The sequence below is a fragment of the Ferrovibrio sp. genome, assembly GCF_035304305.1.
GTDB lineage: Bacteria > Pseudomonadota > Alphaproteobacteria > Ferrovibrionales > Ferrovibrionaceae > Ferrovibrio.
The window spans coordinates 1-15,637 of record NZ_DATGQG010000066.1 but is presented as its reverse complement, the minus strand read 5'-3'; the positions used below and the strand labels follow the sequence as shown (position 1 = coordinate 15,637).

The 15,637-nt window shown below is 65.8% G+C and carries 15 protein-coding genes and 1 tRNA gene; 2 read left to right on the top strand and 14 right to left on the bottom strand.

What is annotated here, in order from left to right; all coding sequences use genetic code 11:
* Window positions 1–39: 39 nt before the first annotated feature.
* The 9 genes from VKZ87_RS08420 to VKZ87_RS08380 all read right to left on the bottom strand — a co-directional run bounded on the left by VKZ87_RS08420 (window position 40) and on the right by VKZ87_RS08380 (window position 9,206).
* A complete protein-coding gene (locus VKZ87_RS08420) occupies window positions 40–1,329 on the bottom strand; it encodes a TRAP transporter large permease subunit (RefSeq protein ID WP_324220804.1) in 1,290 nt (429 codons plus the stop codon).
* Entirely contained in the window at window positions 1,326–1,874 is a 549-nt protein-coding gene (locus VKZ87_RS08415; RefSeq protein WP_324220803.1) for a TRAP transporter small permease, read from the bottom strand. The genes VKZ87_RS08420 and VKZ87_RS08415 overlap by 4 nt, the downstream gene beginning before the upstream one ends.
* Before the next feature lie 23 nt (window positions 1,875–1,897).
* Entirely contained in the window at window positions 1,898–2,662 is a 765-nt protein-coding gene (locus tag VKZ87_RS08410; RefSeq protein WP_324220802.1) for an enoyl-CoA hydratase/isomerase family protein, read from the bottom strand.
* Window positions 2,659–3,888, bottom strand: a complete 1,230-nt coding sequence (locus tag VKZ87_RS08405) for a CoA transferase (RefSeq protein ID WP_324220801.1) — start codon at window positions 3,886–3,888, stop codon at window positions 2,659–2,661. Before VKZ87_RS08405 ends, VKZ87_RS08410 begins: the two co-directional genes overlap by 4 nt.
* Window positions 3,885–5,156: an acetyl-CoA hydrolase/transferase family protein gene (locus tag VKZ87_RS08400; RefSeq protein ID WP_324220800.1), complete on the bottom strand. Its 1,272-nt coding sequence runs from the start codon at window positions 5,154–5,156 to the stop codon at window positions 3,885–3,887. The genes VKZ87_RS08405 and VKZ87_RS08400 overlap by 4 nt, the downstream gene beginning before the upstream one ends.
* 3 nt (window positions 5,157–5,159) lie before the next feature.
* Window positions 5,160–6,032 (bottom strand): CoA ester lyase, encoded by an 873-nt coding sequence (locus VKZ87_RS08395; protein ID WP_324220799.1) that lies wholly within the window; start codon window positions 6,030–6,032, stop codon window positions 5,160–5,162.
* Window positions 6,029–7,036, bottom strand: coding sequence for an NAD(P)H-dependent flavin oxidoreductase (locus VKZ87_RS08390; protein ID WP_324220798.1), 1,008 nt, complete (start codon window positions 7,034–7,036; stop codon window positions 6,029–6,031). Before VKZ87_RS08390 ends, VKZ87_RS08395 begins: the two co-directional genes overlap by 4 nt.
* 22 nt (window positions 7,037–7,058) lie before the next feature.
* Complete coding sequence (locus VKZ87_RS08385) at window positions 7,059–8,225, bottom strand: acyl-CoA dehydrogenase family protein (protein ID WP_324220797.1); 1,167 nt, start codon at window positions 8,223–8,225, stop codon at window positions 7,059–7,061.
* Window positions 8,226–8,381: 156 nt separating this feature from the next.
* Window positions 8,382–9,206 (bottom strand): IclR family transcriptional regulator, encoded by an 825-nt coding sequence (locus VKZ87_RS08380; protein ID WP_324220796.1) that lies wholly within the window; start codon window positions 9,204–9,206, stop codon window positions 8,382–8,384.
* Window positions 9,207–9,328: 122 nt separating this feature from the next.
* Between VKZ87_RS08380 and dctP the strand changes: the two genes are divergently transcribed.
* Window positions 9,329–10,369, top strand: a complete 1,041-nt coding sequence (gene dctP, locus VKZ87_RS08375; RefSeq protein ID WP_324220795.1) for a TRAP transporter substrate-binding protein DctP — start codon at window positions 9,329–9,331, stop codon at window positions 10,367–10,369.
* 72 nt (window positions 10,370–10,441) lie between these two features.
* Here dctP and VKZ87_RS08370 read toward each other — a convergent pair whose 3' ends face one another.
* From VKZ87_RS08370 to VKZ87_RS08360, 3 genes are all read right to left on the bottom strand, one after another.
* Window positions 10,442–11,590 carry an acyl-CoA dehydrogenase family protein gene (locus tag VKZ87_RS08370; RefSeq protein ID WP_324220794.1) on the bottom strand — a complete coding sequence of 383 codons (1,149 nt, stop codon included), beginning with the start codon at window positions 11,588–11,590 and terminating at the stop codon, window positions 10,442–10,444.
* Complete coding sequence (locus tag VKZ87_RS08365) at window positions 11,587–12,666, bottom strand: acyl-CoA dehydrogenase family protein (RefSeq protein ID WP_324220793.1); 1,080 nt, start codon at window positions 12,664–12,666, stop codon at window positions 11,587–11,589. The genes VKZ87_RS08370 and VKZ87_RS08365 overlap by 4 nt, the downstream gene beginning before the upstream one ends.
* A gap of 178 nt (window positions 12,667–12,844) precedes the next feature.
* Window positions 12,845–12,935 (bottom strand) — tRNA-Ser (locus tag VKZ87_RS08360).
* Window positions 12,936–13,035: 100 nt separating this feature from the next.
* Between VKZ87_RS08360 and VKZ87_RS08355 the strand changes: the two genes are divergently transcribed.
* Complete coding sequence (locus VKZ87_RS08355; RefSeq protein ID WP_324220792.1) at window positions 13,036–13,365, top strand: hypothetical protein; 330 nt, start codon at window positions 13,036–13,038, stop codon at window positions 13,363–13,365.
* Window positions 13,366–13,380: 15 nt separating this feature from the next.
* On the opposite strand, the gene lepA is transcribed toward VKZ87_RS08355, so the two are convergent.
* The gene (gene lepA, locus VKZ87_RS08350) at window positions 13,381–15,186 is read right to left on the bottom strand and encodes a translation elongation factor 4 (RefSeq protein ID WP_414655638.1); all 1,806 of its coding nucleotides are present in this window, start codon (window positions 15,184–15,186) and stop codon (window positions 13,381–13,383) included.
* Window positions 15,187–15,194: 8 nt separating this feature from the next.
* Window positions 15,195–15,637: PaaI family thioesterase (locus tag VKZ87_RS08345; protein ID WP_324220805.1), on the bottom strand; the 443-nt coding region annotated here is incomplete at its 5' end.

Sequence of the window (15,637 nt, the reverse complement as noted above, 5' to 3'; positions counted from 1 at the left end):
CCTCTTCCGCAGACAACCGCGGCGCGCCCACCATCTGCCCTACTGCACGATGGTCGATGGCAGCCACAGGATCAGCGCGGGGAACATCGCCAGCAGGAGAATGACCAGCATATGCGCCAGCACATGCGGCGCGACGCCGATAAAGATATCCTTCACCGGGATCTTCGAATACGCCGCCACCACATAGACATTCAGCCCGACAGGCGGCGTCACCAGGCCGACCTCGGCGGTGATGATCACGATGATGCCGAACCAGATCGGATCGAAACCCAGGGCAGTCACCACCGGCAGGACGATGGGGACAGTGAGGAACAGGATCGCCACCTGATCCAGAAAGCAGCCGAGCACCAGGTACAGCAGGACGATCAGCGCGAAGATAACCCAGCGCGAGACGTCCAGATCCGCCACATAGGATACCAGATCCTGGGTGAATCCGGTCAGCGTGAAATAATAGCCGAATACCTGGGCGCAGATGATGATCAGCACGATCATGCAGGTCGTCCGGGACGCATTGAACAGGGCGTGACAGAAGCTGTCCCAGGTCAGCCTCCGGCGGATCGCGGCGATCACCATGGCGCCGAAGGCACCGAGGCTTGCCGCTTCGGTCGGCGTGGCAATGCCGAGATAGATGCAGCCGGTCACCAGCATGATCAGCGCGATCATGGGGCCGACGATCCGGAGGGAGGCCAGCTTCTCCCGCAGCGAGTAGCTGGATCCGGCAGGCGCGTGGGACGGATTGATCGCCGCGAGCGCCAGCACCGTCAGCGTGATCACTATGGTGACGAGCAGGCCGGGTATGATTCCCGCGATCAGCAGCCTGCTGATGCTTACCTGCGCAATCAGGCCGTACAGAACGATGGCGATGGAGGGTGGGATCAGCATCGCCAGGGTGCCGGAAATGGCCACGACACCAGAGGCAAGTCGCGGATTGTAGTTGTGCCGGATCATCGCCGGAATACTGGTTCCCGACAGCGTGGCTGCCGCCGCCGTCGACGAGCCGGAGATCGCGCCGAAGCCGGCACCCGCAAGGGCCGTCGATATCGCCAGACCGGCCGGGGTCCGCCCCAACCAGACCTTGGCACTGTCGAACAGCTCGTCGGCGATCCGGCTGACGATGATGAACTCGGCCATAAGCATGAACATCGGCACGGTGATCAGCTCGTAGGACGAGGTGGCCGACAGCGGCGTGCTGCGCAGGATGCCCAGCACGATATCCAGACCGCCCTTGAGATAGAGGCCCACCATGCCGGCAACGCCCAGCGCGAAGGCCACCGGCATGCCGAAGATCAGCAGCAGGAACAGTACGACGAGTCCGACCGCGACGATCATCCGGCATGCTCCCCGTGACGGTGCTCGCCGCTGCCTTCCTGTTCGAACGGGCGACCGGCCAGAAGGGCAGCGGCGCGGCCGACGATCGCCAGTGCAACGCGGATGATCAGCAATCCGACACCGACGGCGCCGAACAGATAGGGGGGCCAGGTCGGCCAGGGGATGGCGCCGTCCACGACGTCATTGGCCAGAAAGGCATCCAGCCCGTTGACGGCCATCTGGTGGAAGACCAGCGCAAAGAGCACAAGGGAGGCGCAATATCCGATGATCTCGGCGACCGTCATCAGGCGGGTGCCGCGCAGGGCTTCGAACAGATCCACCTTGATATGGGCGCCGCGACGGAAGGTATCGGCCAGCGCGAGGAAGAAGACCAGCGTGACGAGATACATTCCGATGAGATCGTAGGACCAGCTGAGCGGCGCCGAGAAAAAGTAGCGCAGCACCACATCTGTCACGATCACCATCATGATGGCAAACAGGCCGGCACCTGTCAGATACAGGAATGCCCGCTCGACCGCTCCGGTCCATCTATCCAGTGCCGTCATGTTTCCTCCCCGCCCGGCCGCTATCAGCGGCCGCGCCATTGCGGCTTGCGTTTCTCCTTGAAGGCGCGCGGCCCCTCCTGGGCATCCTCACTGCGATAGACGCGCTCGAAGACATGATGTCCGGCGCGCAGGGCCGCGGACCGCCCCATCTCCGTCGAAAGATATACCAGCTCGCGCGCCGCCCGCACGGTGAGCGGCGCATTGCCGGCAATTTTCTCCGCCATGGCCATGGCAGCCGGCATGAGTTCCGCCGCCGGCACCACCTGGTTGACGAAGCCGATCTCATAGGCCCGCTGCGCCGAAACGGGATCGCCGGTCAGCAGCAGCTCCATCATGACGCGCTGCGGAATGATATGCCCGAGCGGCGCCGCCCAAGGCATGCCGCGCCCGACCTTGCTCTCGGTGATGGCGAAGGTGGCATGCTCGGCGGCGATGCAGAGATCGCACATCTGTGCCAGCAGCCAGCCGCCCGCATAGGCGACGCCGTTGACGGCCGCAATCACCGGCTTGGTGACATGCACCGTGTCGCCGATCACCGGCAGGAAATCGCGCGGTGGTACGCCCAGCATGGTGTCCGCCGCCTCCTTCAGGTCCATGCCGGCGCAGAAGGCCTTCTCGCCGGCGCCGGTCAGGATCGCCACCATGGCCTCGTCATCCGCCTCGAACCGCTCGAATGCGGCGCGCAGGCCGACACGGACGGCCTTGCTGATGGCGTTGCGCTGCTCCGGACGGTTGATGGTGATGACCACCACACCGCCCTTCCGGTCATACAGGATCTCGTCGCTCATGCCGTGGTTTTCTCCTGCCAGCGGCGGATCGCCCCGCGCTGTTCAAGCTGGTCGAGTTCGGCTTCGCTGAGTCCGATCTCGCGCAGCACCTCTGCCGTATGCTCGCCCAGCATGGGGCCCGCCCGTTTGAAATCCGCCGGCGTCTGCGAGAACCGCACCGGCGGAAACGGCAGACGCAGCCGCCCGTCATGCGGATCGTCGAGATCGCGGAAGAAACCGACATCGCTCAGATGCGGATCGGTATACAGGTCCGCCATGCTGTTGAGCCGCGCACACGGGATTTCGGCCTGGTCGAGCAGTTCGAGCCATTCCTCCGACGTGCGTTCGGCGATGATCTCCGCAACCATCGCACAGAAGTCCGCCATGTTCGCGCTGCGGGCCGCCTGGCTGGCGAACCGCTCGTCGGCAGCAAGGTCGGGCCGGCCGGCCAGTTCGGTGAAACGGCGCCACTGCTTATCGTTATAGACCAGAACCGAGACGTAGCCGTTGCGCGTCCTGTAGGGCCTGCGGTGCGGGGTGACCGTGCGCGTGTAGACCGGCGGCCCGAGCGGCGGATCGTAAGCGGCGCCCGCGATATGCTCCACCAGCAGGAAGGATGCCATGATCTCGAACATTGGCACTTCGATCTCCTGCCCGCCGCCGCCGCGCTGGCGGTGGAACAGGGCCGCCATGATCGCATAGGCCGCGCTGAGCGCGCAGACCTTGTCGCCCAGCACGGTGGTGACGTATTGCGGCTCGGGATTGATCTCGGCCTGCAGCATGGTGAGGCCGCTGACCGCCTGGATGGTGTCGTCATAGGCCGGCCGGCCCGAATACCGGCCGTTCCTGCCGTAGCCGTACAGGCTCGCATAGATCACGCCCGGATTGACGGCGGATACGGCGGCATAATCCAGACCGAGGCGCTGGATCGCCGGCAGCCGCATGGAATGCAGCACGATATCGGCCTTCTCGGCCAACTGCAGGCAGATTTTCCGCCCTTCCGCCGTGCGCAGGTCCAGCACGATGCCGCGTTTGCCGCGGTTGAGATTGGCGAACATGCCGCTGCGCCCCTTGGTCTTGCTGGGGCCGACATAGCGGGAGGTGTCGCCGTCCGGGCTTTCCACCTTGACCACGTCGGCGCCCAGATCGGCCAGGATCTGGGTGCAGTAGGGCCCCATCAGGACCGAGGTCAGGTCAAGGACGCGCACCCCGGAAAGCGGGCCGTGTTTCTGTCCGGTGCTGGTCATGCTGCATTCTTTCCAGCGACATGGGCAGCGCGATCGAGTGTCTCGCGATGCGCCGGATGCGCGATTTCGATGAGGGCCCTGGCCCGCTGGCTCAGGGTTTTGCCCCGCAGGTCGGCGGCGCCGTATTCGGTGATGATGACGTCGACATCGCTGCGGGCCGTCGTCACCGGACCGGACAGCTGCGCGACGATGCGGCTGACCGCGCCGTTCTGGGCCGTGCTCGGCAGCGCGATGATGGACCGTCCGCCCGGCGAGGCCGACGCGGCGCGAACGTAGTCGACCTGGCCGCCGACGGCGCCGACATACTGTCCGCCCGCGCTTTCCGCATTCACCTGCCCCGACAGATCGACCTCGACGGCGGAGTTCAGGGAAATGAAGCGCGACAGCTTCGACAGCACCGAGAAATTATGCGTATACGAAAGCGGATGCATGCGCACGGTCGCGTTGCGGTGACAGAAATCGTAAAGGCGCCGCGTGCCGATCAGGGCGCCGGTAATGGTGATGCCCGGATCGACCTCCTTGTAGGCGTTGGAGATCGCGCCGGCCTCGACCAGGTCGACCACGCTGTCGCCCAGCATGCCGGAATGGATGCCGAGATCGCGCCGCCCGCGGAGATCGGACATCACCGCTTCCGGCACCGAGCCGATACCCACCTGCAGGGTGGCGCGATCGGGAATGTAGGCCTGGGCGAATTTCGATATGGCGCGGTCGAGGTCGGTGATGGCGGCCGGCGCCAGTTCGACCAGCGGCCGGTCGCTTTCGACGAGGAAGTCGATCTCGCCAGGAGTGAGAGGTTCGGCGCAGGGCACCTGCGGTACCTGCGCGTTCATCTCGGCCACGACGACGCGGGCGCGGCGCACGGCGGCACGGATATAGTCGCTCACGAGGCCGAGGCTGAACTGTCCCGTCGCGTCCGGCGGCGACACCTGCACGAAGGCGACGTCGCAGGGAATGACGCCCTCGGCGACATAGGGTTCCATCTTCGAGACATGGCAGGGCAGAACGTCGAGCACGCCGGCCTTGCTGAGACGGCGGTTGCTGCCCACCGCACCCATGCCGAGGAACCGGATATGGTCGGCATGCTCCGGCCGCACCGTGTCGGAGAAGCCGGAACCGAGGAAGACACTGACACCGCCGAGATCCGCGCGCTGGGCCATCAGCGCTTCCGTCAGGGTCAGCGGCTCGGCGCAGGCCTGCCCCCACAGAATGGTGTCGCCGGGGCGGATGATCCCCCTGAGGTCGAGCTTGTCCGCATCGAGTTTCTGCATGGCTCAGCCCCGCGCCTCGATCTGACGCGCCAGCTCGAGCATCGCCCCCGCCCGCTTCAGCAGCGGCCCGTCGATCATGTGTCCCTTGAAGTCGATCGTGCCGAGACCGCGGCGCGTGGCATCCTCGTAGACCGCGATCAGTTCGCGGGCGTAGGCAATCTCTTCTGCCGTCGGCGCGAAGACCTCGTTGCAGATCTCGACCTGCCGCGGCACGACGCAGATCTTGCCTTCGTAGCCCAGATCGCGCCCCTTCTCGGCGTCCCGCCGGCATTGTTCGTCGTCGCGGATTTCCACCACGGCCTGGTCGATGGCAATGATGCGCGCTGCCTTGGCTGCCAGCACCACCTGCGAGCGGGCGTAAAGGACTTCCTCGCCGGCCCGCGTGCGCCGGGCGCCGATGTCGGAGGCGAAATCCTCGGCGCCGAAGAAGGCCGAGGTGATGCGGGGATGCGCCGCGCACAGCGGAACGGCATCGATCACGCCGCGCATCGATTCGATGCCGGCCATGATTTCCACCCGCCGCTTGCCGGGCGACGCCGCCTCGGCATGCTCGATCGCATGCACGACCGGAAACAGCTCGTCGCGCTTCTCCAGCTTGGGCAGGATCACGCCGTCGATGTCGCAGGCGACGGCGGCCCCGATATCGCGAAGATAATGTTTCGACGCCGCCTGGTTGATGCGCACGTAGAGCTTGCCGCGCAGATCCGTGCCGCGCAGCATCTGCACGGCCTCGTTCAGGCGCGCGCGGGCCGAGTCCTTGTCGCCTTCCGGCGTGCCGTCCTCCAGGTCGATGGCATAGCAGTCGGCCCTGAAGCGGGGGAACTTGCCAAGCAGGTCATGCCGGTTGGCCGGCGCGAAGAACAGACTCCGGATCATGCTACGCCCTCCAGCGTGAAGGCCTGGCGATAGGCGGCGCAGGCCTCGGCAAAGATGTCCCGCACGATTTCGCCCGCAGGCTTGACGGCGTGGATCAGCCCGACGCTCTGCCCGGCAGGCAGCACGCCGTTGTCGACATCGCCCTCGATGCGGCCGCGGATGGTGGCGGGCAGGCCGACCTCCTGCAACTGCCGCGGATAGGGCAGGATCTTGTCCTGGTTATGCTCCCAGTAATTCGTGAAGCTGTTGCGCAGCATCCGCACGGTCTTGCCGCTATGGGCGCGGCTGATCACCGTGCCCTCCTCGTCCCGCGCCACCAGCTCGTTCTTGTAGTTCTCATGGGCGCGCGCCTCCTCCGAGGCGATGAAGCGGGTGCCCATCCACACGCCGACCGCACCGAAGGCGAGTGCGGCGAGCAGGCCGCGTCCGTCGGCCAGACCGCCGCCCGCGATCACGGGAATCTTCACCGCCTGCACCACCGCCGGAACCAGCGCTGCGGTGCCGACGCGGCCGACATGGCCGCCGCCGTCGCCGCCCGAGGCGATCAGCATGTCCACGCCCTGCGCCTCCAGCATCCGGGCCTGGCGCACATTGCCGACCACGCTCATCACCGTCATGCCGCGCTCATGCGCCTCCTTGACGACGCCGAGCGGATTGCCGAGGCCGGAAATCAGCACCGGAACCCGCTCTTCGAGGCTGACGGCGATCTGGTCCTGAACCTGGCGGGTATAGGTGATCGAGGCCTCGTCATCGCCCGAAACCTTGGCGAAGAGGATGTCGACGCCGAACGGCTTGTCGGTGGTGTCGCGGATTACCCGGATTTCACGGCGGAGTTCGTCCGCCGTGAGATAGCCGGCGCCGATCACGCCGAGGCCGCCGGCGGCCGACACGGCCGCCGCGAGGCGGCCATAGGCGACCTGCCCCATTCCAGCCTGCATGATCGGATAGGCAATTCCCAGCCTGCGGCACAGCGAGGTGGATTGCAGGATCTTTTCGATGGTCACGATAGAATCTCCGTCTACGCGCTCAGTAGGATTTCGGCAGGCCGAGGACCTTCTCGGCGATGAAGCTGAGGATCATCTCGCGGCTGACCGGTGCGATGCGCGGAATCATCACCTCGCGCAGGTAGCGTTCGACGTGGAATTCCTTGGAGTAACCGAAGCCACCATGGGTCATCACCGCCTGGGTGCAGGCCTTGAAGCCTGCTTCGGCGGCAAGGTACTTCGCCGCGTTGGCCTGGGCGCCGCAGGGCTGGCCGGCATCGTAGAGCTCGGCGGCATGCATCATCATCAGGTTGGCCGCTTCCAGTTCCATCCAGTTCTCGGCGAGCGGATGCTGGATGGCCTGGTTCTTCCCGATCGGGCGGCTGAAGACCACACGCTCCTTGGCGTAGCGGGTGGCACGGTTCAGCGCGGCGCGGCCAAGCCCGATGGCCTCCGCGGCAAGCAGGATGCGCTCGGGATTGAGGCCCATCAGGATGTATTCGAAGCCGCGGCCTTCTTCGCCGATGCGGTCCTCGACCGGGATTTCGAGGTTATCGATGAAGAACTGGTTCGAATCGATGCATTTCCGGCCCATCTTCTCGATCTCGCGCGCCTCGCAGCGGCTGCGGTCGAGATCGGTGTAGAACAGCGTGATGCCGTCAGTCGGCCTGGCGCACTGTTCGCGCGGCGTGGTGCGCGCCAGCAGGAACAGCTTGTCGGCCTTCTGTGCCAGCGTGGTCCAGACCTTGCGGCCGTTCACGATGTAGCGGTCGCCCTGGCGCACCGCCTTGGTCTTGATGTTGGTGGTGTCCAGCCCGGCATCGGGCTCCGTCACGCCGAAGGCGGCCATCACCTCACCGCGGATGATGGGCGGCAGCATGCGGCGCTTCTGCTCCTCGCTACCGAATTTGACGATGGTCTTCGGCGCGAAGACGTTCAGGTGAACCGCCGAGGCGCCGCTCATGCCGGCCCCCGACTCGGCAATGGCCTGCATCATCACCGCGCCTTCCGCGATTCCGAGGCCCGAGCCGCCGTATTCCACCGGCATGGTCAGGCCGAGCCAGCCGCCGTCGACCAGCGCCTGCCGGAATTCTTCGGGGAAAACGCCGTCCCGGTCGCGCGCCAGCCAGTAGTCGTCGCCGAACTGGCTGCAGAGGCGGAGAATCGTGTCGCGGATGGTTTGCTGGTCGGCGGTGAGGCTGCCTGCCACGTGCGTTTCTCCCTATTGTTCCTATATATGAACATAGTTCTAATATTGGAATACGCTATCGGAGAGCGGCATCGCGTGTCAACGCCGGCAAAGAGCCGGATAGAAAAAAGCCGCCCGGCATGACCGGGCGGCCGTTCAGGAACGAAACGCCGGCGCTTATTCGCCGCCGGGATACTCGCCGGTATAGCCGAGCATGCGCGACGCCCGCAGGCCGAAGGAATGGCTCAGCGCCGCGAGCTGGTCGTGCTGGGCCTTCAGCCTAGCCACCGGTGCCGCGATGGCGAAAACCGCGATCACCCTGCCGTCGCGATCGAAGACCGGCGACGCAATGCCGCCGGCGCCCTCGACAATTTCCTCGTGCGAGGTGCTCAGGCCGGTTGCCCGGATGGCAGCCAGAATGCCGAGCAGTTCCTCCCGGTGCAGCCGGCGACCGCCGTTGGGCAGGACCAGGTCCGTTTTCTGCAGATAGGCTTCAATGGCATCCGCAGGCTGGAATGCCAGCAGGGCCTTGCCGAAAGCGGAACAGAACAGCGGCCGCCGCGTGCCCACCAGCGACGAGAAGCGGATCGCGTTGCTGCCCTCGACGATGTCGACATAGACGCCGTGGCTGCGGTCGTCGCCCATGACGCCCAGCAGGGTCGTCTCGCCGGACTGCTCCATCATCTCGCGCAGCATCGGATGCAGCTTGGCCGAAATCGAGGAATCCGGCGGTGTCCGGGCGCTGATCAGGGCGCCGAGCCACAGCGCCTTGGCGCCAAGCTGGTACTGTCCGCCGACCTGCGTCACATAGGCGCCCGCCTCAAGCGAGCGCAGCAGGTTCAGCAGGCTCGTCTTCGGCGTCTGCAGCCGTTCGGCCAGACGGGCAAGCGGAAGACCCTCCGGGGTTGCAGCCAGGATCTCCAGCGCATGCATGACGCGCAGCGGGGAGCGCGGGCCCTCCGGTCGTGGGATGGCATTGGAGTTTGGCGTTGTCTCGTTCATCTTTTCGAATATAATTCCATTATCGGAACAACGCTACTGCCCTTCGCAGCGCGTGAGCTGGATCATGCAACCAGTCGAGGACCGAGCACAACCAATTGGACTAGCGTGCAACCGGAGGAAACATGAAGAAGATTTTAGGAATGCTGGTTCTTGCTGCAGTGGCAGGTACCTACTCGGCCGGGGATGCCCTGGCGCAGTCCGGCAAGAAGATCAATCTGCGCGTCGCGGATTCCTTCCCCACCGGCCATTTCATTCCGAAATTCTCGACGCTGCCCTGGATGGAGCAGGTGACCAAGCGCACCAACGGGCAGGTCACGTTCGAGTATTTCCCCGCACAGCAGCTCGGCAAGGCGCCCGATCTGCTGAACCTGACCCAGAGCGGCGTCGCCGATATCGGCTATGTCGGCATGTCCTACGTCTCGGACAAGATGCCGCTGTCGAGCGTGGCGCAGCTGCCCGGCAGCTTCACCTCGGCCTGCCAGGGCACCATGGCGTACTGGAAGCTCGCCAAGGGCGAGACGATGACCAAGCATGAATTCGGCGCCAACAAGGTGCGGCCGCTCTTCGCTATCGTGCTGGAACCGTACCAGATCTACACGGCGAACAAGGAAGTGCGTACGCCCGACGACGTGAAGGGCCTCAAGCTGCGCAGCACCGGCGGCGCCATGGACATCTTCGCGCGCAAGATCGGTGCGATCCCCGTGCGCATGGCGGCGCCGGAAGTGCGCGAGTCGCTGTCGCGCGGCACGCTGGACGGACTGATCTTCCCGAATGAGAGCGTGATGTCCTACGACCTGCAGAGCTTCGTGAAGTTCGGCACCAAGGGCGGCAATTTCGGCAGCTTCGTCGCCAGCTATGTGGTCAGCGACGCCGTCTGGAACAAGCTGCCCAAGGACGTGCAGGCGATCATGCTGGAAGAGGGCGAGAAGGCCACCGCGGATATCTGCAAGCAGGTCGACGCCAATGTCGAGCATGCCCAGGCGCAGCTCGCCAAGGCCGGCGTGAAATACCACACGCTGTCTCCGGCCGAGCGCAAGCCCTTCGAGGATGTCTCGGACGAGGTTGCCAGGGAATGGGCCGAGGGCCTGGACAAGCGCAACAAACCGGGCAGCCAGATTCTGAAGGAGTTCCGTGCCGCCCTTGCCGAGTACAGCAAGAACTGACCGGCTCCGGATTCGCATCGAAAAGCCCTGGCGAAAGCCGGGGCTTTTTTGTTCAGGACCGCCGCACTGCGTTCATCGCAGTCCGAGGCCGCGGGCGATGATGCCGCGGAGGATTTCGCGCGTTCCGCCGCGCAGGGAGAATGTCGGCGCGTTGAGCAGCGTGTTGGCCAGGACCGCGCAGAAATTCCGCGTTGCCGGATCGCCCGGCGCCGCATCCACCAGCTGGCGGGCGATCTCGGGAATCTCCTGCTCGAGGGTCGCGCCGAGATCCTTCACGATGGAAGCATGAAGCAGGGGATTCTCGCCGGCTTCCAGCAGGGCCGCGACGCTCCGCGAGAGCCGGCGCAGCACCGCGATATGCGTCATCAGACGACCGAAGGCCTGGGCCGCATGATCGCCGGCGGCCGGTCCGAGGGCGCGGGCGAGTTCCACCAGCAGCGTGAAGGAAGACAGGAAGCGTTCGGGCCCGCTGCGTTCGTAGGCCAGTTCGCTGGTCACCTGCTTCCAGCCGTCCCCTTCCCTGCCGATCAGCGCACCGGCGGGCACGAAGACATCGTCGAAGAAGACCTCGTTGAAATGATGCTGGCCGGCCATGTCGATGATCGGCCGGATCGCGATGCCGGGCTGCTTCAGGTCGATCAGCAGCTGGCTCATGCCGCCATGGCGGTCCTCGTCGCTTCCGCCGGTCCGGCAGAACAGAATCATGTAATGCGCCTTGTGGGCATTGGTGGTCCACAGCTTGGCCCCGTTGACGCGGTAGCCGCCATCGACCGGGGTCGCGCGCGTCCGCGCCGCCGCGAGATCGGAACCGGCGCCGGCTTCGCTCATGCCGATGCAGAAGAAGCATTCGCCCCTTGCGATCCGCGGCAGGATCGAGGCCTTCTGCTCCTCGGTGCCGAATCTGAGCAGCAGCGGGCCGCTCTGGCGATCGGCAATCCAGTGCGCGGACACCGGTGCGCCGGCCGCCAGCAGTTCCTCGATCACGACATATCGTTCGAAGGCGCTGCGCTCATGGCCGCCATACCGTTTCGGCCAGGTCATGCCGATCCAGCCCCGGGCGCCGAGCGCGCGGGAGAAATCCGCATCGAAGCCGTTCCAGGAATCCGAACGGCGCAGCGACGAGCGCGCGGCCAGCTGCACCTTCAGGAACGCGCGCACCTCCTGCCGCAGCGCCTCGGCGCTCTCGGAGCGGACGGGGCGGGGAAATTCCAGCGCGGTCATCGGCCCTCCCCGGTCTCAAGAGCGGTCACGAACGCCCATAGATCGTCGGCCGGCCGATTTAGCGCGACACGGCCCAGCCGCCGGTTCCAGAAGGCCTCGTTACCGAACTCGTCCCGCCATGCCCAGAGCTGCCGGGTGACATGATGAAGCGGGAATTCGGCCGTCACGCCGATGGCGCCGTGCAGCTGGTGCGCCAGCCCCGCGACGATGCCGGCCGCTTCGCTCGTCCGCGCTTTCGCGACGGCGATCGGAAGCTCCGGCATCCCGCTGGCGAAAGCGTCCGCGGCCATGTCCGCGCTGGCTTCCGCGGCGGCGGACTGCTCGAGCATCCTGGCCATGTCGTGCTGGATCACCTGGAATTTCGACAGCGGCCGGCCGAACTGGCTGCGTTCCTGGACGAAGGAGGCGGTCATCTCCACCGCCCGGCGCATCGCGCCGGCGAGTCCGATGCTGCGGATCGCCGCACCGGCGCGGAAGACCGCCTGCGCATCCAGACCCTGCGGCAGCGGGGCCCTGTCCGCTTCCGCGATTCCGGTCCGGACGGATATTGCGTCTGCCGGCAGGCCGTTCAGCGTCCGGCCCGTTTCGACGATATTCCAGCCGCCTTTCCGTACCCTCACGAGGACATCCCCGCCCGCGTCGCCAGCGGAAGCAAGGAGCACGACGCTCTGCACATGGCCCGCCCAGACAACCGCCGGCGCGCTTCCCTCCAGCCGCCCCGAACCGCCGAGGCGGAAACTGGCAGCCGGATGGAAGGCGATCGTGGCGGGGCCCTCGGCGGGCGTCAGCCCCGCCCTCGTGAGCAGGAAATTGGCCAGCATGGTTTCGGCCAGCGGCAGCGGCACGGCGAACGCGGCGGCCAGCCGCACGATCTGGAGCGCTTCCGCGACGTCCAGTCCGAATCCCCCGGCGGATTCATCCACCAGGGCAAGAGGCAGCCCGGCTTCCTCGAGCACACGCCACTGCTCGGCGAGCCAGAAACCCTCCGTCGCCTGCCGGAGCGCCGCTGCAGGAAAACTCCCGGCGAAGATCCGCCTGGCCGTGTCGAGGACGATGGTACGGGTATCCGCGGTCATTCGAGCCTTCTGTTCGCGTCGGGGCCCGGCAGACTACAGCATCCCCCGCCGAACTCTTCCAGCCGCCCGCAGGGACAGCGCGCCGGAACGTTGATCGGGGTCAACCAGACTGGACAAGTTCAGGTGGAGAAACACGCCGGCCGCGGAGCGACGGATTGCTGCCGGCTGGCGCGGAAACTGGCGGAGGGAGTGGGATTCGAACCCACGATACGCTTTTGACGTATACACACTTTCCAGGCGTGCGCCTTCGACCACTCGGCCATCCCTCCGGCGCGGGGCGGCACTATAACTGCCGGAAACGAATTTGCAATGCACTCCGCCTTACGCTTAAACTCTTGTCGGGTCAGGCGAATTGGCTTGGGGTGAGCGGTGTTTCTGGGACGTCTTCTGGGCTGGGTGCTGCTGGCCCTGGCACTGATCGTACTGGGCGGTGACGGACTCCGCTGGCTGGAAAGCGGCGCGCTGGACTTCGCTGCCCTGGGCGAGGTCTGGTCCCGCTTCGCGCCGGCCAGCCTCAACCTGCTGCAGACCATCGTGCAGGGCTTCCTGCCTTCCGCCCTCTGGGATCCCGGCCTCGTCACCATCCTGACCTGGCCGGCCGTAGCGGTGCTCGGCGTGCTGGGCGTTTTCCTGCTGCTGGTCTGCCGCCGGCGCCGGCCACCGCAGCGGCGCCCCCGCTTCGGCGCGCTCGCCGGCTAGACCGGCCGGACCGCCTTACTGGTCCGGCATTTTCAGCGCGGCGATGAAGGCTTCCTGCGGGATTTCCACATTGCCGACATTGCGCATGCGCTTCTTGCCTTCCTTCTGCTTCTCCAGCAGCTTGCGCTTGCGCGAGATGTCGCCGCCGTAGCATTTCGCCAGCACGTCCTTGCGCAGGGCCGAGATGTCCTCGCGGGCGATGATGCGTCCGCCGATCGCGGCCTGGATGGCGATCTTGAACATCTGCCGCGGGATCAGTTCCTTCAGGCGCTCGCAGAGCTGGCGGCCGCGCGACTCGGCCCGCGCCCGGTGCACGATGGTGGCCAGCGCGTCGACCTGCTCGCCGTTCACCAGGATCGACATCTTGACCAGATCGCCGGTCTCGTAGCCGTCCATCTGGTAATCGAAGCTGGCATAGCCGCGGCTGACCGATTTCAGCCGGTCGTAGAAATCGAACACGACCTCGTTGAGCGGCAGGCGGTAGACCACCATGGCGCGGTTGCCGGCATAGGTGAGTTCCACCTGGCGGCCGCGCTTGTCCTCGCAGAGCTTGAGAATGCTGCCGAGATGCTCGTCCGGCACCATGATCGTGGCCTTGATCCAGGGCTCGTCGATATGGTCGATCTTCATCGGATCCGGCATGTCGGCAGGATTGTGGATCTCCTGCATCGTGCCGTCGGTCATGTGCACCTGATAGACGACGCTGGGCGCCGTGGTGATCAGGTCGAGGTTGAACTCGCGCTCGAGCCGCTCCTGGATGATCTCCAGATGCAGCAGGCCGAGGAAGCCGCAGCGGAAACCGAAGCCGAGCGCCGCCGAGCTTTCCATCTCGAAATGGAAGCTGGCATCGTTCAGCCGCAGCTTGGCGAGGCTGTCGCGCAGTTCGGTGAAGGCGCTGGCATCGACCGGATAGAGGCCGCAGAAAACGACCGGCACGGAAGGCTTGAAGCCCGGCAACGCCTCGGCGGCGGGCCGCTTGTCCTCGGTGATGGTGTCGCCGACCGACGTATCAGCCACTTCCTTGATGGCGGCGGTGAGAAAGCCCATCTCGCCGGGGCCGAGCTCGTCGACCATCACGCGTTTCGGCGTCGTCACGCCGACGCGCTCGACGGGGTAGACGGCGCCGGACGACATGAACCTGATTTTCATGCCCTTGCGGATCACGCCGTCGACGACGCGGAACAGCACCACGACGCCGAGATAGGCGTCATACCAGGAATCGACCAGCAGCGCCTTCAGCGGCGCGTCCCGGTCGCCCTTCGGCGGTGGCAGGCGGGTGACCAGCGCTTCCAGCACCTTGTCGATCCCGAGGCCGGTCTTGGCCGAGATTTCCACGGCATCGCTCGCATCCAGCCCGATCACTTCCTCGATCTGCGCCTTGACCCGCTCGGGATCGGCGGCCGGCAGGTCGATCTTGTTCAGCACCGGCACGATCTCGTGATTGGCATCCAGCGCCTGGTAGACGTTGGCCAGCGTCTGCGCCTCGACGCCCTGGCTGGCATCGACCACCAGCAGCGACCCTTCGCAGGCGGCCAGCGACCGGCTCACCTCATAGGCGAAGTCGACATGGCCGGGCGTGTCCATCAGGTTCAGGACATAGGTCTTGCCGTCCTTCGCCTTGTAGTTCAGGCGCACGGTCTGCGCCTTGATGGTGATGCCGCGCTCCTTCTCGATCTCCATGTTGTCGAGGATCTGCTCGGTCATCTCGCGCTTTTCCAGCGCGCCGCAGGCCTCGATCAGGCGGTCGGCAAGCGTCGACTTGCCATGGTCGATATGCGCGATGATCGAGAAATTGCGGATGAGCGACAGGTCAGTGGCCACGATACGACTCAGCGGAACAGTTGCAGGATGTCGGCCGCGCGGCTTTCCTGCGAGGGAATCTTCATGATGCCGGACGCGCGCAGGCAGGGCGCGCCGTCGGCGGTGATCAGCGCCTCGGCAAAGCCGAGATTGCGCGTCTGGCGGATCAGCCGCCCCTTGCCTTCCACCCAGGAGCCGAGCGGCGCCGGGCCGACATAGTCGCCCGAGAGATTCACCGTCGGCATGAATTTCTTCCCGCCGGCAGCGGCCGCGCAGGTGAAGCCCAGCAGCATGTCGGCGAAGGTCATCAGCATGCCGCCATGGCAGACCTGCATCGGATTGCAGTGCCGCGGCTCGACCCGGAAGCCCATCAGCGGCAGGCCGTCCTCGTCCAGCCGGCCCCAGAGCGGGCCGTTCACCTTCATGAAGCCGATGAAGGCCAGTTCCTTCATGCCGGCAGGCGGGTTGGCCG